Consider the following 18,716-nt stretch of genomic DNA (forward strand, 5'->3'; position numbering starts at 1 on the left):
GCTATGAGGTGCGCGAAGGCGTGGAGCCCCGCCGGGCTAAGCGGGCTCTTCGAAACCCACATAGTGGAAGGCGACTACCTGGCGACGGGGGCTAGGGGGGCGGGGCTAGCGCTGAAGAAAGGAGTCCTCGTCGAAGCGTGCCTGACGGGCGGCGAAGGGGTAAGGGTAGAGGTCAGCAACGGAGTTAGGATCATGCCGACCGTGGAGACCGTGGCGCGCGACCTTTTGGCGAGGGCGGGGCTGAGCGGGGGGCTAGAGGTCAGGGTTGACGTATCGGTCCCCGTGGGCGGAGGCCTGGGGACTAGCGGTGCGAGCGCGCTCGCAACGGCTCTAGCGCTGGGCAAGCTCCTCGGGTTAAAGCTCGGCTACATGGAGCTCGCGAGGGTCGCCCACGTAGCGGAGGTAAAGAACAGGACGGGCCTGGGGACGGTATCGGGGCTAGTGGTGGGAGGCGCCGTCGTAGTCCTGAAGCCCGGGGCCCCGGGCTTCGACGCTGTAGACAGGATACTCTTCGACGACGTAAAGGTCGTAGTGGGCTTCTTCGGCGCGGTGCCGAAGCCCAGCATACTCTCCTCGAAGAACCTCGCGGAGATAGACCGGGTGGGGAGAAGGCTCGTAGACGAGCTAGCCCGAGAAATGACTATCGAGAAGTTCGCCGAGGTCTCCAAGAGGTTCTCGCTCGAAACCGGGCTCGCGACGCCCAACGTGAGGAAAGCCTTCAAGCTCGCAGAAGAACTGGGGGCGGTGGGCGCCGGGCAGGCACAGATAGGGGACACGGCGTTCCTCCTGGTCTACGAGGACAAGGTGGAGCGAGCCTCGCGCGCCCTCTCGGAGATGGGCGCAAGGGTCGTTGTCTCGGAGATAAGCTGGGAGCCTGCGCACGTGCTCGCGTAGCGAAAGCCTTTTTTCCCTCGGCGGGCTACTTAAGGAGAGGTGGTCTGCCATCGCTGTTGGTAGCGGTGTTTCGGGGCGTGGCCAGCGCCTCGTGAGGGCGCACATATACGTCTCGGGTCTCGTTCAAGGGGTGTTCTTCAGGGCGTCGATGCAGGAGGTGGCGAGGAGCCTCGGCGTGAACGGCTGGGTCCGCAACCTGCCGGACGGGAGGGTGGAGGCTGTGCTGGAAGGCGAGGAGGGCGCGGTTCTCAAGGTCATCGAGTGGGCGAGGCGGGGACCGCCGCTGGCTAGGGTGGAGCGCGTGGACGTCGAGTGGGAGGAGTACAGGGGAGAGTTCAGGGACTTCTACATCAAGTACAGGTGACGCGGTATTAGGGAGTTGCACAGCGTCGGCAGGGTTCTCGGGGAGGTTTCCGGCCTCCTCTCCCGGCCGCCCGCAGAGAGCGTGCCGGTCCTCGACTCTCTCGGTAGGTACTCCGCCGAGACCGTAGTGTCGTCCTTCAAGCTCCCCCCTGCCCCGAAGAGCGTGGTAGACGGCTACGCCGTCAGAGCTGAAGACGTGGAGCCCGCGTCTCCGGGCGCCCCGGTTACCCTGAGGTTGCTGGAAGGAGTCCTGAGGCCCGGCTCAACCGAGGGGTTCGAGTTGCCGAGGGGCTCCGCGGTAAGGGTTGAGACGGGCGCTCTTCTACCGGTGGGCGCGGACGCCGTCGTGCCCGTCGAGGACGCCTTGGAGGAGGACGGCAGGGTCCACCTGTTCAGGAGGGTCGCGAGGTACGAGAACGTCTCCCTGCCGGGCGAGGAGTACGAGGAGGGAGTCCCCATAGTTAGGGTGGGCGACCGCATCCAGCCGCACCACCTCTCGGCCCTCGTGCTCGAGGGGAGGAGCCACGTGAACGTGTTCAGAGTCGAGGCGAGCATCCTCAACGTGGGCGACGAGATAGTGGGGGGCACGTACTTCAGGCCGTTCACGCACTTCCTCGTAGCCTCCTGGCTGAGGAGCCTGGGCTTCAGGGTGACCGACGTCTCCGTGGCCCCCGACTCCCCCGAGGCAGTGGCGGAGTGGGCGGGGAGCAGGGGTGAGTGGCTCGTCGTGATCCTAGGCGGGACCTCGATGGGTGGGCACGACTTCACCGTTAAGGCGCTCGAATCCCTAGGGCCCGAGTACATCGTGCACGGGCTCGCGCTTCAACCGGGCAAAACGGCTTGCGTAGCCGTGAAGGGCGGCCGCCTCTACCTCGCAGCTAGCGGGCTCCCCGTGGCAGCCCTCTCCACGCTCGAGGTCTTCCTGAGGCCCCTCCTCAGACGCGTAGGCCTGAAGGTCCCGCTACTCCCGAGGGTGAAGGCGAGGCTAACGAGGAGGATCACCGTCAAGGCCGGCGTGGTCGGGTTCGCCAGGGTCAGGGTGTACAGGGAGGGAGGCACCCTTCTAGCTGAGCCTGTCATGCTGGGCGGCTCCGGGGCGCTTGCGAGCCTTTTGAGGGGCAACGGCTACGTGATCGTGCCGGAGGGCCTAGAGGGCTACGACGAGGGAGAAGAGGTCGAGGTACACCTCTACGGGGAGGTCGAGGAGTGATGCAGCGCAAGATCTACAGGAGCCTGGTTGGGGTGGACGAGGTTCTACCCATCATAGAGTCGTACAGGCCGCTGGTACCCCTCGGAGTCGTCGAGCTACCGGTGTCCGAGGCTGTCGGGAGGGTTCTCGCGGAGAACGTTTTCTCCCCGCTCAACTACCCGCCCTACACGCGGGCCCTCGTAGACGGCTACGCCGTTCGCAGCGACGACCTCGTCGGCGTATACGAGGATAGGCCAAGGAAGCTGAGGCTTGTAGGCAAGGTTTCGACTGGGGAGACTAGGCTCGTCACGATAGGCAGGGGCGAGTGCGTCGAGGTATCCACGGGGGCGGTAGTCCCCTACCCCGCGGACGCCGTTGTTCCGGTCGAGTACACCCACCAGGAGGGGGGAGAGGTCACTTTCTACAGGTCGGTCGCGCGCGGCGAAAACGTGGACGCCGCCGGCTCGGACGTAGCCGAGGGCGAAGTCGTAGCCTGGAAGGGCACCCAGCTTACCCCCACGCTCGCCGCGACGCTCGCCGCGCTCGGAGTTCGAACAGTGAAGGTCTACAGGCCCGTAAGGCTCGGCATAGTCCCCACGGGGAACGAGCTCAGGCAGCCGGGAGAACCGCTGGAGTACGGCCAGGTGTACGACTCGAACTCCACGATGGTGTACGCCTACGCGAAGCTAGCGGGCGCCGAGCCCAAAGTGTACCCCCGTGCGCGCGACGAACTCGGAGAAGTCGAGGAGGTCCTGCACAGAGCCCTCGACGAGAACGACGTCGTAGCCACGATCGGCGGGACCTCAGCGGGGCCCGAGGACCTAGTATACAGGGCCCTTTCGAGGCTGGACCCGGGGATAATCCTCCACGGAGTCCGCGAGAAGCCCGGGAGGCCCCTCGCCGTCGCCCTGCACGGCGAGAAGATAGTCTTCAGCCTGCCCGGCTTCCCGATGTCCTGCCTCCTAACGGTCAACCTGTACCTGCTACCCGTAATCCTCAGGCTTCAGGGAGTGTCTCCCCAGCAGCTCCCCCGGAGGAGGGCGGTCATCGCTACGCCGCTCCGCGGCGAGGCCGGGATAAGGGTCTTTGTCCCGGTGATACTGGCGGAGAGGGGTGGGCGCCAGGCGGCTTTCCCGTTGCCGGGGCACAGCGGGAGAGTATCCTTGATGGTCCTCGTCGACGGCTTCGCGGTGATCCCGGAGAACCTCGAGTACGCCCCCGAGGGGAGCGAGCTGGAAGTAGTGCTGAACCCGTTCCAGAGGGCTTACCGGGTGAACATCATCGGGAGCCACGACCCGTTGCTCCAGTCGATAGTAGCCAGTATCCCGGAGGCCGGGGAAGTGCGCGTGGTGAACGTGGGTAGCCTCGCCGGGCTACAGGCGGTGAAGTCTGGCGTAGCGGATATCGCCGGCACACACCTCCTCGACCCCGAGACGGGGGAGTACAACGTCCCCTACGTTAAGCGCCTCGGGATAAGGGACGCCGTCCTCGTGAAGGGCTACAAGCGCGAGCAAGGATTCGTCTACAGGAAAGAGGTAGGCCCGGTATCGAGCTTCGCGGAGGTAATAGAGGGGGGCTACAGGTTCGTGAACAGGAACCCCGGGAGCGGTACCCGGGTACTCGTAGACCACCTCCTAGAGGAGGAAGCCAGGGGGAAAGGCGTCGACGCGGCGGAGCTCAAGGAGAGGCTTAAAGGCTACTCGTTCGAGGTTAAAACCCACGAAGCCGTAGCCTACCTCGTAAGCCGGGGAGTAGCCGACGTCGGCGTAGCCGTGAGGTACGTTGCGGAGCGCTACGGGCTGGGCTTCACGTACCTGGCGAGCGAGGAGTACGACCTCCTAGTCAGGAAGGAGTCCCTCGAAAAAAGCGCGGTGAAGCGGATTATCGAGGCTTTAAGGGAGCTTTCCCGCAGGGGAGACGCCGGCTTAAAGGGCTACATCGTGGGCCCGGAGACGGGCAGTATAATCGAGCTCTGACTTAGCATTATTTAAAAGGAATTAGAAAAGTTTATAAGAAGGAATATAATTGTATACCCGTGGCGGCGCAGGAAAAGGGAAAGAAGGGAGTAAACAAGCTTCTTATCGCCGTTGCTGTACTGGTTATCGTAGCACTAGCGGCTGTAGCCCTCTACCCGATGTTCGCTCCTAAACCGGCGCCTAAACAGGTAAAGATAACTATATGGACGGCGTGGACTGGCGGAGAGTACGACGCACTTAAAGCCGTTATAGACGATTTCAGGGCGAAGAACCCCAACTACCAGATAGACATAGTCAACGTCCCCTTCGACCAGCTCAAGAACAAGGTTATACAGGCGGTACCGGTCGGCGAAGGGCCGGACCTCTTCACCGGCCCGCACGACTGGACGGGCGAGCTCGTCCAGGCGGGCGCTCTCGTAGACATCACGGACAAAGTCTCCGCCTTTAAGGGAGAGTACATGGAGAGCGCCCTCCAGGGAGTAACGCTGAAGGGCAAGATCTACGGGCTACCCGAGAGCATCAAGCTACCGGCCTTGATAGTGAACAAGAAGCTCCTAGCCACTCCCCCGAAGACGCTCGACGAGCTGTGGAGCATAATGGACCAGTTCAAGGCTAAGGGGATGTACGGCCTCGCGTACGACGTGCAGAACGCGTACTTCAGTAGCTGCTGGTTCTACGGGCTCGGAGCCTACTACCTCGACCCCAACACCCTGGAGACAGCGCTGGACAGCCCCGGCGCCGTCCAGGCGTTCCAGATAATCGCCAAGTTCAGCAAGTACCTCCCGCCGGACATCAGCTACGACATGATGACCAACCTCTTCATGAACGGTAAAGCCGCGATGGCCATAAACGGTCCATGGTGGATCGGAGACCTCAAAAAGGCTTTCGGCGAGAACCTCGCGGACATCGAGATAACCCTCATACCGGCTATAGACCCGGCGCACCCGGCCAGGCCCTTCATGACGGTGGAGGCGGTCTTCGTGACTAAGAACGCCGCCGAGAGGGGCGTCCTCGACGAAGCAATAGCGCTGGCGCACTACATAACGGGCGAAGCCTCCGTAAAGCTCGCCAAGATGGCTGGACACGTACCCACGTGGAAGAACGCCATGAAGGACCCGGCAGTCTCCGGTGACAAGGTTATCAGCGCGTTCTTCAAGCAGGCCGAGTACGGCGTACCGATGCCGAACGTACCCGAGGTCGCGCAGATGTGGAACGTCGTGCCGAAGTACATAAGCCAGGTCTACCAGGGACAGCTATCCCCGCAGGACGCGGCGAAGGCGGCGGCCCAGGAGCTAAGAGCGGCCCTGAAGAAATGAGTTAAAAACTTTTTTATTTACCGTTTTCATTGGTGGTGGTTTGTTTGCCCGTATCCTCCGTTAAGAAGTATAGCGCCCCCATACTCTTCCTCCTACCGGCGCTCGTAGTGCTCGCCATGGTAAGCTTCTACCCACTAGTATTCGGCTTCTACATGGCGTTCACGGACATGTCCACAACGAAGGGTAAGTGGATCTCCTGGGACTTCGTAGGCCTCGAGAACTTCCGGAGAATAGTGGAGGAGCTGCTAACGCCCGAGCTCGGCCTGGGTAGAGCCTTGCTCAACACAGTGTTCTTCACGGTGGTAAACGTCGCCCTGCAGGTACTAGTCGGGGTAGCCTTCGCCTTCATGCTTAACTCGGACAAGCTACTCTGGCGCAGGTTCTGGCAGGCTGTGTTCATCGTTCCCTGGGCCGTCCCAGGCTATATAAGCATAATGGCGTGGTTCTTCCTCTACCAGTACTCCTACGGCTACTTCAACCAGATACTCATGAACCTGGGGCTCGAGAGAATAGACTGGCTCGGGCAGAGGCTGGACACGTTCTGGCCCTGGGTGTCCATCAACGCTACGAATGTCTGGCTGGCGTACCCCTTCATAATGACGGTCACCCTGGCGGCTCTGCAAACGCTTCCGAGGGACCTGCTGGACGCGGCGAAGGTCGACGGCGCGGGCGGGTGGCAGACGTTCCGCTACGTAGTGCTCCCGCACATAAAGCCGCCCCTAACGATCGCGACGGTTTTGACTACGATAACGACCTTCCAGCAGTTCGGCGTAGTGTGGCTCTTGACGGGGGGAGGCCCGCAGATATTCGTGAAGGCTATCGGCACCACCATCTACGTTACCGACCTGCTCATGACCTATGGCTACAGGACGATATGGCAGTTCGGGGACTACGGCTACGGAGCGGCCTTCTCCATATTCCTGGCACTGCTCGTAGTACCGGCCAGCATATACGCCATGAAGAAGCTGAGAGTCGTGGGTGAGTAGGCGGTGGCGAAGGCGCACTCCCTGGCGCAGAGGATCGCCCTCCTAGTCCTCGTCGCCGTGCTGAGCTACGCAATCGTCTACCCGGTCACGTGGGTTGTCCTGACGAGCCTGAGGAAGTTCGGGGCCTCGCTACCCACGGAGAAGATAAGCCTCTTGGACGCCCTGTTCCCGAAGCCGGACTCTCTGCCCTCCTCAATTGAGGAGACGACCTACTACATGTTACTCTTTAAGACGAAGTTCCCGCTATTCATGTGGAACAGCGTTTACGTGAGCACCTTGACCATGCTGCTCGCCGTCCTCGTCGGCACGATGTCGGGCTACGCTTTCAGCAGGTACAACTTCCCGGGCAAGAGGAAGCTACTCTGGACGCTCCTCGTACTCAACAGCATACCCGGGCTCGTAACGTTCATACCGCTATACAGGCTCCTGGTGTTCTACGACCAGACGTTCAGGGCCATAGGGTTGCCCAAGGGGACCTTCCTGGGCCCCGGGGGCCTGATACTCGTGTACCTAGCGGGCGCTATACCGTACTCGTCCTGGTTCCTGAAGTCCTTCTTCGACACCATCCCGCGGGAGCTAGACGAGCAGGCGCTCGTAGACGGGGCTACGCCGTTCCAGATCTTCTGGAAGATTACCCTCCCGCTCGCGCTACCCGGGATAGCCACGATAGCGATACTGGTCTTCCTAGGCGCTTGGAACGAGTTCATGCTCGCCACGCTCCTTCTCAGCAACGAGAACTACTACACCCTACCGGTGTTCATAACCCAGCTTAGAAACCAGCAGTACGCCAGCACCTACGGAGGGATACCCGCGTTCGCCGCGGCAAGCTTCATGGCATCGATACCAGTCGTCATACTCTTCGTGGTGAGTCAGAAGTACCTGAAGTCAGGGCTTACGATGGGCGCAGTGAAAGGGTAGCGCCTAGAGAGGCTCCATCGTTATAAATATTTTTGGGCTCAAATAGATAATATATATAGAAAGCCTTATTAGCTACATAGATTTTCTCCAGCTCGGTATACATGCCGCTAACAAGTAGAGGAGCCGCGCTGACCGTACTCCTAGTGGGGCTCGCGCTAGCGGCGGTACTATGGATAGGCTCGCAGCAGGCGCAGCGAGAGGTCCTCCTCAAGGGTAGCGGGGCCACATTCCCCATGCCCCAGATACAGGCCTGGGCGTACAGGTTTACCTCGAAGCACCCCGGCATCAAGATCGAGTACGCCGGCGTAGGCTCGGGGCAGGGGATAAGCGACTTCTTAAACGGCATCGTCGACTTCGCGGGGAGCGATGTACCACTCAACGACCAGCAGTACAGCGCCGCCCGGAGCAGGTTCGGCGAGGTATACCAGCTACCTTACATCCTCGGCGGCGTGGCAGTGGTGTACAACGTGCCTGAGATCAAGGGGGCAGGCAACCTCAGGCTTACCGGGGAGGTTCTTGCCGACATACTGCTCGGCAAGATAGCGTACTGGGACGACCCGAGAATAAGGGAGCTGAACCCCGGCCTTAACCTGCCGCACAAGGAGATAGTACTCGTGTACAGAAGCGACGCGAGCGGCACGAACGAAGTCTTCACGAAGTACTTGTCCTACGTCTCGCCGGAGTGGAGGAAAACCGTGGGGGCGGGTAAAACCGTGCAGTGGCCCCTCGCAGGGCTCGGCCGCGCGGTGGGCGCGAAGGGGAACCCCGGAGTAGCCCAGGCTGTGAACAGCACGCCCTACGCTTTAGGGTACGTGGAGCTCGCGTACACGAAGGGCCTCGGCGTCGCGGCTATAAGAAACAAGTCCGGAAACTTCGTTCTACCGACACCGAGAAGCGTTACGATCGCCGCCTCAGCCCTCCCAGCGCTCGACCCCTCCTCGAGCATAGCCGGCGTAAACTACCTAGAGGCGATATTCGGAAACCCCGACCCAGACGCCTACCCCATATCCACTCCCACCTTCCTGGTAGTCAAAGGCCCGAAGAACTACGACCCCCCGAAGGCTAAAGCCCTGGCACTCTTCCTAAAGTACATAGCCACGGAGGGTCAGAGCCCCGAGAGCATCGTAGAGGGCTATGCCCCCGTACCGCAGCAGTTGCGCGAAGCAATACTCAGGGTCGCCGCCATCCTCGAGGCTGGGGGCTAACTTTAAAAACTATATATTTTTTGCAATAACTTTCTATTACGTTCAATTACTAAAGAAAGCTATATAAGTGGAGCTGCGGCGATATAACTGGGACCTCCATGGAGCTGGACGCTTTACGCCTCGTGCTTGCACCCGTAGCCCTCGTCCTTCTACTCGCCGTGGGCTCTATGGTTGTCGTGCTCGCCCGTGAGTCCATCCCGGTGTTAGCGCGCGAGGGTCTCGCGATCCTTACCAGCAATGCCTGGAGGCCCTCCGAAGACCCCTCCGAGGAGCTCTACGGCGTCGCTGTCCCAGTTCTTGGTTCGCTGTACACTGCGGCGTTGGCGCTCGCGCTCGTAGCGCTATTCTCGCTATCGCTGACTGTTTTCGTCGAGGAAGTGGCTCCGCGCCCCCTAAGGGCGGCGCTCGAGGAGGCGCTAAACGTCGCCGCGTCCGTCCCCACGGTGGTGTACGGGCTCTGGGGCTTATCCACAGTGGTCCCGGCCGTGAGGTGGCTCGGGAGAACCCTGGGGATGGAGGGAGTCAGCGGTCCGAGCATACTCTCGGCTTCCATCGTACTGGCCACGATGATAACGCCTTACGCTGCGGCAATGATGCTCGTAGCTTACAAGTCGGTCCCGCTCGCGTACGTAGAGGCGGTGACGAGCCTCGGCGCCACGAGGGTTGAGCGTGCCCGGATAATTCTCGGAATGATCCGCGGCTTCTTCGCGGCTTCGCTCCTCATAGGTTTCGGCAGGGCGGTTGGAGAGACGACGGCTGTCAGCATGGTCGTCGGGAACGTCTACAACCTCTCTCCCAACGTCTTCGAGCCATCCTACACGGTTACAAGCCTAATAGCGAACCAGTTCGGCATGGCGTACTACTACAGGTACCTGCCGAGCGCCCTCTACTTCGCCGCCCTCCTCCTACTCGCCGTGAGCTCGATTGCAACGTACGCTGGGCTGAGGCTAGCCTCAAGGGCGGGGCTCCCGGCGCACAGAGGTGGTGGCAGGTGAACAGGAGGAGGCTCGTGAACACCGCTGTAGCCGCAGGTGCAACCGTGTTCTCAGCGACGGTGTTCCTGCTCATAGCACTCCTCGTGGCCAAGCCGCTGTACGCAGGCGCCTCGGTGGTGCTGAGAAGAGGCATCTCGTTCTTCACGGAACCCCCCGCTCCCCCAGGGGTGGGGGAGACGGGAGGAGTCATCTACGCGCTGCTCGGAACCCTGCTTATGACCCTGATAGCAGTCCTCGTGTCCTCGCCTCTAGGCGTCCTGACGGGGATATACGTGAGCGAGTACCCCCGAGACCCCCTCGCCAGGCTGGCGGAGCACGCGTCCCAGTTCCTCAGCGAGGTACCAAGCGTGCTTCTAGGCGTATTCGTATACGGGGCGGTCGTAGTGTACACGAAGAGCCCCTCTCTGCTGGCAGGCGCGCTGAGTCTCTCCCTGGTGGTAACGCCGTACATCGTGGTGCATACGAAGGAGATTCTCTCCTCCATACCGTTCGCCTACAGAGAGGCTGCCTTCGCGCTAGGCCTCCCAAAGTGGAAGACCGTGCTACTAGTCCTGCTACCGATGAACCTCAGGGGCATAGCGAGCTCCCTCCTCGCGGCCTACTTCAGGGCCCTCGGGGAAACAGCGCCGGTGCTCTTCACGGCGGGCGCCGCGTTCAACGGCTTCTACGGGTTGCTCGGCCCTTCGAGCACGCTCTCGCTACTCGTGTGGACGTACGGGCAGAGCCCCTTCGAGAACTGGCAGGAGCTCGCCTGGGGGGCGGCCTTCATCCTCGTAGCATTCACGCTCGCCGCGTCTATCGCCCTGAGAGTCTCGGTGAGGGAGGTGAGGCTATGAGCGACCCAGCGGTCAGAACAGTGAACCTGAACGTGTACTACGGCAAGGAGCAAGTACTCTTCGACGTGAACATCTCCGTCCCGCGGAGAGGGATATACGCGGTAATGGGGCCCAGCGGCTGCGGCAAGTCGACGCTTCTCAGAACGATAAACAGGCTTATCGAGCTGAGGCCCGAGGCGAGGGTTAAGGGGAGGGTCGAGGTCAACGGGCTGGACGTCTACAGGGATCTAAGCCCAGAGCAAGTAGCGAGGATGGTCGGCATGGTCTTCCAGACGCCCAACCCGCTCCCCCACCTCTCGATCTACGACAACGTCGCCCTGGGACCGCGCCTCCACGGCTTGGCGAGGGGGAGGCAGCTCGACGCCATCGTCCGCGAGGCACTGGAGCAGGCAGCCCTCTGGGACGAGGTCAAAGACAAGCTCAGAAAGCCGGCGACAACGCTGAGCGGCGGGCAACAGCAACGCCTATGCATAGCCAGGGCCCTCGCGCTTAAGCCCTCCGTACTCTTAATGGACGAGCCGACCGCCAACCTAGACCCCGTGAACGCCGCGAAGATAGAAGACCTCGTGAAGAGCCTCTCAAGGGAGATAACGGTGATAATAGTGACGCACGACCCGGAGCAAGCCCTGCGGCTCGCGTCGAGGGGCGCCCTACTCTTCAAGGGGAGGGTAGTGAGGGAGGGTGTTCTGAGCTCCGTGATCACGAGTAGCCGCGAGTACTACGACATCCTTCGAAGGCTGGCAGTCGAGACCCCGGTAGCACGCGCGTAGCGCGCTACTCGTACTCGATCGTGGCCGGGGGTTTATGCGTGATGTCGTAGAGGACCCTGTTGACTCCTTCTACCTCGTTGACTAGCCGCTCGGCTAAGCGCTCGAGGAAATCCCACGGTAGCTTCGCGAAGCTCGCCGTCATCGCGTCTTCGCTGTAGACGACCCTCAGCGCTACCGCGTACTCATAGCTCCTAGAGTCCCCCTTCACCCCGACGGTCTTCACGGGGAGAAGCACGGGGAACGCCTGCCACACCTCCCTGTAAAGCCCGCTCTTCTTGAACTCCTCCTCCACTATGCTCGTAGCCCTGCGCAGTATCCTGAGCTTCTCCTCGGTTACCTCGCCTACAACCCTGACGGCGAGGCCCGGCCCGGGGAACGGGTGCTGGTACACGATGTCCTCCGGGACCCCGAGCAGGAGCGCTATCCTCCTCACCTCGTCCTTGTAGAAATCGGCCAGAGGCTCGACGAGCTCCACGCCTGGAACCTCGCCCATCACGACGTTGTGGTGGCTCTTGATCTTTGCGGTTGCCTTGCCAGTCCTCCCGCTCTCCACCCTGTCCGGGTAGATCGTGCCCTGAGCCAGGAACCTGAAGGGGCCGTACCTCTCCTCTATTTCCCTTATCTTCTCCGAGAAAACCTCGGCGAATGTCTCCGCGATAATGCGCCTCTTCTCCTCGGGGTCCGTCACCCCCCTAAGCCTCTCGAGGAACCTCCTGCTGGCGTCGACGTAGTGTACGTGCCTGAACCCTAGCCTGGAGAGTGTCTCCAGGACTCTCTCCGGCTCACCCTCCCTGAGGAGGCCGGTGTTCACGTATACTACGTGGACGGGGTCGGGCCCCAGCGCTTTGAGCAGGAGGACCGCCGTAGTTGTCGAGTCGACGCCGCCGCTCACCGCTATCAGCACGTTCCCCTTAACCTTCTCCCTGATCTCCCTGATCTTCTCCTCCACGAGGTTCTCTACGAACCAGTTGGGCTTGGCGCCTGCGACTTCGGAGAGGAAGTTTCTCAGAATTGCGAGCCCGTACGCCGTGTGCCTTACCTCGGGGTGGAACTGTACCCCGTATATAGGCTTGGATCTGTGCCGGAAAGCCGCTATGAAGGAGTAATCCGTCTCCGCTATCCTGACGGCGTCTGGGGGTAGCTCGACGACGGCGTCCCTGTGGGACATCCAGACGTCCTGCTCGCCCGGCGTGCCCTTGAAGAGCGGGTCCTCCGAGACCACCCTAAGCCTGCTTATACCGTACTCCGCCTTCTCCCGCCTCTCCACCTTCCCGCCGAGAGCCCTCGCCAGCAACTGGTGCCCGTAGCATATACCCAGCACCGCGACGCTCCCCGAGAGAAGCCACTCCAGCACCTCCCTCCTGGGCCACGGGCTCCCCTCCTCGTAGATACTGGAGGGCCCCCCGGAGAGGATTACCGCTACTGGCTTCAGGGAGAGCACATCCTCGAGGGGTGAGTCGTAGTCAACGAGTAGCGAGCGGTAGTTGAGCTCGCGCACCCTCCTGGCGATCAGGTGGGCGTACTGCCCCCCGAAGTCCAGGACGACAACGCTATACTCCGTGCTTCTCGAAGGCCCTCTTAACCCTCTCCCGCTTGACTCTCTCGACATCGTCCCTCCCCAGCTCGTAGCCCGCGATCACGCCCTCCCTCACCAGCAGCCTTCCACCGATAAAAACGTGGCTAGGCCTGGCCTCGCCTCTAACCACCCTTGAAAGCGGCTCGTCGAACGCGGCGAGGTCTCCCTCGGGCTTAAACCCCAGCAACAGGTAGCCGCCCAGGGTCGCCCTCTCCAGTAGCCTGTACGACGGCCCGTGCACGGCCACCGCGTCCCCGTACGTCTTGAGGAGGGTGCCCGTTACCAGCGGCCAGTCGCTCCCGAGAGAGTCGAAGTACTCGAGCCCGCGGAGAGTCCTCCCGTAGAGGTAGAGGTTCGAGGTTGGGCAGTGCACCACCCTGAGCCCGTGCCTCCTGCACTTCTCCGCGCCCTCGAAGCAGTGAACAGCGATAACGCCCCGCGTATCGCCCTCCAAGGCCTCAACAAGCTCGTCAGCCTCGTCCACTCCCTCCGACAGGTGGAGCGCGAAGGGGACGCCGAGCCTCTCCGCCATCCTCTTCGAGGCCCTCAGCATGGACCTGTCAGCCATCCTCAGGGAGTGCACGAAGAACCCCAGCGAGTAGTACCCGTCCCACATGCTCAGGTTCTTCACGTACTTCACGTATATACTCTCGGGGAGGCTCCAGCCCTCGCCCCTCATAACCGTGGGTAGAAGCACCGTTCGGGGGGCTACCTTCAGCCTCCTAACGGCCTCTATGTTGCCCTCGAGGCTACCTGTCAGCGCCACCAGCGTGACCCCGTCGAGCAGGGAGAGGAGCAGGGCTACCTCCGCGAGCTCAGCCGATGTCTCCGCGTCCCGCCTAAGCGACGCCTCGTTTACGCGTAGACGCCTCCCCTCTATCCACTCGTACGAGTTCCTCCACCTACCCCCCTCGCCTACGTCCACTACTTGGGGGTGGGCGTGGGCATCGCTGAAGCCAGGGGACACTGCGGACTCGAAGTAAAAGTCCTCGGAGACCCCCGGCATGACGAGCCTAGCCCTCTCCAGGACCCTCCCGCCCGCGAACAGCTCTCCTACCTCGACTACCCCCATCAGTACTTCACCTCCAGTAGCCCCCTGGGGCCGCTCTCCCTCACACCCGCGTGCGTAAGCCTCACGAACTCCGCCTTTACGCGTAGCTCCTCCAGGTTCCTCGCGCCGACGTAGCCCATACCCTGCTTAAGCCCGTTCACCAGGAACTCCACCACGCCCTCGACGGGACCCCTGCACGGCACGAGCCCCTCCACCCCCTCGGGTACCCGCTTGAACTCGCCGTAGCGTGTCGAGCCGCTCCGAAGAGCCCCCCTACTACCCATGCCCCTGTACACCTTGAAGCATTCCCCGCCGCGTACAACGACGTGCCCCGGTGCCTCGTCGCTTCCGGCGAGCAGATAGCCAAGCATGACGGCGTCCGCCCCGGCTGCGAGCGCCTTGACGATGTCCGCGGGCTTCTCTATGCCGCCGTCCGCCACTACCGAGACTCCGTGGCTCCTAGCGGCGTCCGCGACTTTCGCGACCGCCGATAGCTGGGGGTACCCGACGCCGGCTACCTCCCGGGTGGTACACGCGTGCCCGGGACCAACGCCTACCCTCAGGGATACAGCCCCGGCGCCTATCAAGTCTAGGGCAGCCTCTGCCGTCACTATGTTCCCGGCCATGACCTCGGCCCCCATACCCGCGTACCTACGCGTAGCCTCCAAGACGTTCCTGCTGTGGCCGTGCGCCGTGTCGATGACTATTATCGAGGCGCCGGCGTCTAGGGCCTTCGAAACCCTCTCATCGTCGAAGGGTCCTACGGCTACGCCGACGGGGAGGTTTTCCCCGGAGATCTTCTTAACGTACTCGACGACGGCGTCCAGGGGGATATTCCTCGGTAGAACGCCGAGCCCCCCGAGCTCGCCGAGCTTTCTCGCCATCTCGAAGCCGGTTACGGTGTCCATGGGGCTACTGATTATGGGGATCTTGAGGAGGAGGTTTTTCGTAAGCCTTGTCGACACGTCTACCTCGTCTATCCTCACGTCGGAGTACTTGGGGACTAGTAGAACGTCGTCGAAGCTCAGCCCCAGCTCGGAGTTTTTAATCTTCTCTTCGAATAGCCCCATACAAAGTAAACCCAGGCCTAGAAATAAAGCGTTTCGTATAAACAGTAAGTATTTATCCATGTAAGTATATACCTTGCTCGTGGCGTACGCGAGGAAGCTCATAAGGCTCGGGAAGTCGAGCCTCGCGGTAACCCTTCCGTCCAAGTGGCTGAAGAGGCACTCGCTACGAGAGGGCGACGTGGTGTACCTGGAGGAGAGGGAGGAAGGCTTGCTCGTAGCCCCGGGCCTCCGGGAGCAACGCGAGCGGCTGGAGCAAGCCAGGGTGGAGCTCGCCCCGGGAGAGGAAGAGTCGGCGGAGAGGATGATAATCTCCTTCTACCAGGCGGGCTACTCGGAGATAAGGATCGTGTACAGCGGTGGGAGGATGCCCGCGGGGCTTCTGAGCCAGGTGAGAGGCTCCCTGGCTAGGCTCGTGGGCTTAGAGGTGTTCGAGGAAGGTGAGAACTACGTCCAGCTCCAGATGGTTGCCGACACGTCTACGATGAGCCTCGAGAGGATACTCTCTAGGATGGAGATCTTGGTCAAGAACGACGTGAGAGACCTCGAAGACTACTACGAGGAAAAGGACTCCTCGTACCTGCGCAGCGTCGTCGAGAGAGACGTAGAGCTCGACAAGTTCTACTTCCTCCTGAGCAGGCAGGTAGCCCTCTCGCTGAAGTCCTCCTCGTACGCGGAGAAGATAGGCGTGAAGAGTAGACCTCTCCTCCTACCGTACTTTAACTACGGGAAGACTCTCGAAAGGGTGGGCGACGTCCTCGTCAGCATCGCAAGAGCCCTCCTGGCGGGTGAAAGCATCGCGAAGTCTCACCTCTACACCGCTCGGAGAGCCGTGGAGAACGGGATAAACGTGTTCAGAACGGGGGACAAGGCGAGCAAGTCGAGTCTCGTGAACCTCTACTCAAGGTACTTCTCGACGACCCATAGGCAGAGCCTGGTAGACTACCTCGTAGGGAACCTTCTCTCGCTCTCGCTGGACATGCTGGAGTCCAGGATCGACCTAGAAGCCCTCGAGAAAATCGCCTAGGAGTAGCCGGAGAAGCGCGCAGTAGTTAAGAGAAAAGTATTTATGTGTGATCATTTTTGTAGACTTATGCAAGTTTATGTCGCAAAGATAGCTTTTATGAGCATAGGTAGCCTGAAGCCCCACGAGGAGTTCTCCGAGGAAAGAGTGGAGGAGCTTCTCCGCGACATGCTCGAGAGGGGGGTGCTAATCAAGCCTATCGCTGCCGAGTCGAGGTACGGAGTGATCCTGGACGGCCACCACAGGGTGGAGGCGCTTAGAAGGCTCGGGGTGAAGGAGGTTCCGGTCGCGCTGGTAGACTACGACGACGAGCGCATAGTCGTGCGGTCGTGGAGAGAGGGGTTTAGCCCGTCGAAGAGAGAGGTTATCGAGAGGGCTCTTAAGGGGAGCCTGTACCCCTACAAGACCACGAGGCACGTGGTAGTCATAGACGGGAAGGAGCTCCACATCTCGGAGGTCGTTCCCAATGTGTACTACAAGCTCAAGCCTCTGCTTGTACAAGATTAATCAGGCTTGAAGCATCGTACCAACCGCAACTAGTAATCTTCTCCAGGTCGACCCTCCCCTCGACCGTTATCGAGACCTTCTCGTCGAGGAGAGGAAGGCTCAGCTCTATCCTCCTATGCGTGTCCGACGACACGAACGTGACGCTGTACCAGACCCCGCCGGGCCTCATCCCCTCGAACCCGCTCGGCCCAGCCTTCGCGAGGATGGTTAGCCTCTCCCTGAACTCCACCTCCGCCTCCCCGCTGAAGCCGCCCCGCGCATCCCTCTCCGCGAGGTTCTTCACCATCCTACCGTCGGCGAAGACCACGAAGTAGGCTCGCACGACCCCTCTACCCACACGCCTCCTAGCAAGGAACACTCCTCCCATCTTCACCGTCGTCAAGTGGCTTCAAGCCCTGTCTAGCGCATACGCACGTTTAAATCGATAACGATTTTTCCGCGTAGCGCGCGAGTTTCTGGAGGACCCTCTCACTCTCTATGATAGTTAGCCGGAAAAAGGTTTTTTATGAGATCCCCGGCTCGTAATCTTCGTGGAGTTCAAAGTAACAGAGGTCGCTACTAGCGGTGTGCGCATCTCCATTGTCGATGGAAGAGAGGTAGCCCACTGCTACATCTACCTGATCAAAAACGATCTTCACCCGGAGCCTTACGCGTTACTAGAGGATGTCTACGTCGACGAGGAGTACAGGGGGAGGGGTATAGGGACGGAGCTCGTGAAGAAGGCAATCGAAGTGGCTAGGAGTATGAACTGCTACAAGATAATAGCGACCAGCAGGTTCGAGCGCGAAGCTGTGCACAAGTGGTACGAGAAGCTAGGCTTCAAGAGGTATGGGTACGAGTTCAGGCTCAACCTCAAGTGAACCAAAAAGGCTCCCAGAACCCGGTTTTTTCGCTACAGCGCGCTAGGTTATGTCGTGCAGGTCTATCGTAGCTTCAAGGATGTCTGTACTGTAGTCGAAGATCCTACGGTAGCTACCAACCATCAGCCTAACTGCTAGAATCTCCTCGGGAATCCTCCTGGCGAGCTCGTCGAATACTTTCCTCTCCAGGGCTTTTAGCTTCTCCGCGTCGACGTCGAGCAGTCTGTTTGCAGTCGTCTTGTCCCTGTCGAGGAACACGTGTACAGAGGCTGTGAAGAACTCGGATACCTTGTCGGAAAGCGTCGAGATGGGATTCTTGATCTTCTCTGCCTCCCTTACATGCGGCAAGGCCTGTGCGATCGAGGCGGCGTGGTCGGCTATGCGCTCGATGTTCTTAAGAACCATGCCGTGCGGCAACACTTCCTCCACCTTCCTTAGCCCGATCTCCTCGAGACCGACGTAGCCCCTCAGCGCGGCGTGTAGCTGGCGTAGACCGTAGAGGTATAGCTTATCCACGATGTCGTCCCTCGAGACTATCTCGGAGGCTATCTTCTCCACGTCTCCCCCTCCGAGCGCCGCCTTTACGTCTTCAAGCATACCCGTGACCGCGTCGCGCATCTTGGTTATAATCGTGGAGACGGGGAGGTCCTCCACGTTCACGAGAACCTGGAGAACGACCTCCCTGGAGTCCTCGTGTAGTATTTCGACGCCTATAAGCTTCCTCGCGATCGTGTCTTTCAACACGTGCCTAAACTCCGGGTCGTCCCGCTCGAATACAACCCTTATCATCTTGTACCCCATCAGGTACTTGGACATTACCTCGCGGAGCGCAGCCCCCCGCGTCGTATCCTCTCTAACAGAGACCTCGGCGGACGAGAGGGCTTCGGGGCGCTTGAGGCTCGGAACTATGCGTATAGACCCGTCGTTCTCGAGCGACAGCACGAGCAGGCTCCCCTTCCCTATGCTCAGCTTTTCTGCCCACTCCTTGGGTATTGAGACTATAAACGTTGAACCGCCTGTTAACTGAACCCTCCTAACTACTTTATTGCTCGTCATTTCTCTCAATAATGCTCCGTTGCAGATAACATATATATTTTTCTATATTCTTTCTTGTCGCGTACAGTCAAAGCCTCGGGGCGCGGCGTGGAAGAGCAGCACGTACATTCCCTGTAACATAGGTAAA

19 protein-coding genes are annotated in these 18,716 nt (G+C 60.7%); 14 read left to right on the top strand and 5 right to left on the bottom strand.

Going from position 1 to position 18,716, the window contains the following annotated elements; translation table 11 throughout:
* The first annotated feature begins 3 nt into the window (after nt 1-3).
* The 11 genes from TPEN_RS05415 to TPEN_RS05465 all read left to right on the top strand — a co-directional run bounded on the left by TPEN_RS05415 (nt 4) and on the right by TPEN_RS05465 (nt 11,448).
* Nucleotides 4-894: a GHMP family kinase ATP-binding protein gene (locus TPEN_RS05415; RefSeq protein WP_011752716.1), complete on the top strand. Its 891-nt coding sequence runs from the start codon at nt 4-6 to the stop codon at nt 892-894.
* Between the two features lie 91 nt (nt 895-985).
* Nucleotides 986-1,258 carry an acylphosphatase gene (locus tag TPEN_RS05420; protein WP_011752717.1) on the top strand — a complete coding sequence of 91 codons (273 nt, stop codon included), beginning with the start codon at nt 986-988 and terminating at the stop codon, nt 1,256-1,258.
* Between the two features lie 15 nt (nt 1,259-1,273).
* On the top strand, nt 1,274-2,467 hold the full coding sequence (locus tag TPEN_RS05425; protein ID WP_011752718.1) for a molybdopterin molybdotransferase MoeA: 1,194 nt from the start codon (nt 1,274-1,276) through the stop codon (nt 2,465-2,467).
* On the top strand, nt 2,467-4,422 hold the full coding sequence (locus tag TPEN_RS05430; protein ID WP_011752719.1) for a molybdopterin biosynthesis protein: 1,956 nt from the start codon (nt 2,467-2,469) through the stop codon (nt 4,420-4,422). The genes TPEN_RS05425 and TPEN_RS05430 overlap by 1 nt, the downstream gene beginning before the upstream one ends.
* A 59-nt stretch (nt 4,423-4,481) precedes the next feature.
* On the top strand, nt 4,482-5,738 hold the full coding sequence (locus TPEN_RS05435) for an extracellular solute-binding protein (RefSeq protein ID WP_011752720.1): 1,257 nt from the start codon (nt 4,482-4,484) through the stop codon (nt 5,736-5,738).
* Nucleotides 5,739-5,770: 32 nt separating this feature from the next.
* A complete protein-coding gene (locus tag TPEN_RS05440; protein ID WP_148677973.1) occupies nt 5,771-6,724 on the top strand; it encodes a carbohydrate ABC transporter permease in 954 nt (317 codons plus the stop codon).
* Between the two features lie 3 nt (nt 6,725-6,727).
* A complete protein-coding gene (locus TPEN_RS05445; protein WP_011752722.1) occupies nt 6,728-7,642 on the top strand; it encodes a sugar ABC transporter permease in 915 nt (304 codons plus the stop codon).
* A gap of 101 nt (nt 7,643-7,743) precedes the next feature.
* The gene (gene pstS / locus TPEN_RS05450; RefSeq protein WP_011752723.1) at nt 7,744-8,847 is read left to right on the top strand and encodes a phosphate ABC transporter substrate-binding protein PstS; all 1,104 of its coding nucleotides are present in this window, start codon (nt 7,744-7,746) and stop codon (nt 8,845-8,847) included.
* 98 nt (nt 8,848-8,945) lie between these two features.
* A complete protein-coding gene (gene pstC / locus TPEN_RS05455; RefSeq protein ID WP_011752724.1) occupies nt 8,946-9,842 on the top strand; it encodes a phosphate ABC transporter permease subunit PstC in 897 nt (298 codons plus the stop codon).
* Nucleotides 9,839-10,678, top strand: a complete 840-nt coding sequence (gene pstA, locus TPEN_RS05460; protein ID WP_011752725.1) for a phosphate ABC transporter permease PstA — start codon at nt 9,839-9,841, stop codon at nt 10,676-10,678. The genes pstC and pstA overlap by 4 nt, the downstream gene beginning before the upstream one ends.
* On the top strand, nt 10,675-11,448 hold the full coding sequence (locus TPEN_RS05465; RefSeq protein WP_011752726.1) for a phosphate ABC transporter ATP-binding protein: 774 nt from the start codon (nt 10,675-10,677) through the stop codon (nt 11,446-11,448). The genes pstA and TPEN_RS05465 overlap by 4 nt, the downstream gene beginning before the upstream one ends.
* A 4-nt stretch (nt 11,449-11,452) precedes the next feature.
* On the opposite strand, the gene guaA is transcribed toward TPEN_RS05465, so the two are convergent.
* From guaA to guaB, 3 genes are read right to left on the bottom strand one after another with little or no spacing between them, the layout of a single operon-like run.
* Complete coding sequence (gene guaA, locus TPEN_RS05470) at nt 11,453-13,057, bottom strand: glutamine-hydrolyzing GMP synthase (RefSeq protein WP_052885187.1); 1,605 nt, start codon at nt 13,055-13,057, stop codon at nt 11,453-11,455.
* Nucleotides 12,999-14,096, bottom strand: a complete 1,098-nt coding sequence (locus TPEN_RS05475) for an amidohydrolase family protein (RefSeq protein ID WP_011752727.1) — start codon at nt 14,094-14,096, stop codon at nt 12,999-13,001. Before TPEN_RS05475 ends, guaA begins: the two co-directional genes overlap by 59 nt.
* A complete protein-coding gene (guaB, locus tag TPEN_RS05480) occupies nt 14,096-15,145 on the bottom strand; it encodes an IMP dehydrogenase (RefSeq protein WP_011752728.1) in 1,050 nt (349 codons plus the stop codon). The genes TPEN_RS05475 and guaB overlap by 1 nt, the downstream gene beginning before the upstream one ends.
* Before the next feature lie 79 nt (nt 15,146-15,224).
* Here guaB and TPEN_RS05485 point away from each other — a divergent pair, with 79 nt between their 5' ends.
* Together TPEN_RS05485 and TPEN_RS05490 are read left to right on the top strand one after the other, a co-directional pair.
* On the top strand, nt 15,225-16,169 hold the full coding sequence (locus tag TPEN_RS05485; protein ID WP_052885188.1) for a phosphate signaling complex PhoU family protein: 945 nt from the start codon (nt 15,225-15,227) through the stop codon (nt 16,167-16,169).
* 66 nt (nt 16,170-16,235) lie between these two features.
* Nucleotides 16,236-16,673, top strand: a complete 438-nt coding sequence (locus tag TPEN_RS05490) for a ParB N-terminal domain-containing protein (RefSeq protein ID WP_052885189.1) — start codon at nt 16,236-16,238, stop codon at nt 16,671-16,673.
* On the opposite strand, the gene TPEN_RS05495 is transcribed toward TPEN_RS05490, so the two are convergent.
* On the bottom strand, nt 16,648-17,055 hold the full coding sequence (locus TPEN_RS05495) for a hypothetical protein (RefSeq protein WP_011752731.1): 408 nt from the start codon (nt 17,053-17,055) through the stop codon (nt 16,648-16,650). The genes TPEN_RS05490 and TPEN_RS05495 overlap by 26 nt on opposite strands.
* Nucleotides 17,056-17,203: 148 nt before the next feature.
* Between TPEN_RS05495 and TPEN_RS05500 the strand changes: the two genes are divergently transcribed.
* On the top strand, nt 17,204-17,533 hold the full coding sequence (locus tag TPEN_RS05500; protein ID WP_011752732.1) for a GNAT family N-acetyltransferase: 330 nt from the start codon (nt 17,204-17,206) through the stop codon (nt 17,531-17,533).
* Nucleotides 17,534-17,575: 42 nt separating this feature from the next.
* Here the strand turns inward: TPEN_RS05500 and TPEN_RS05505 are convergent, their stop codons facing one another.
* A complete protein-coding gene (locus TPEN_RS05505) occupies nt 17,576-18,589 on the bottom strand; it encodes a phosphate uptake regulator PhoU (protein WP_052885190.1) in 1,014 nt (337 codons plus the stop codon).
* Nucleotides 18,590-18,716: the final 127 nt, after the last annotated feature.

The sequence above is a fragment of the Thermofilum pendens Hrk 5 genome (assembly GCF_000015225.1).
GTDB lineage: Archaea > Thermoproteota > Thermoprotei > Thermofilales > Thermofilaceae > Thermofilum > Thermofilum pendens.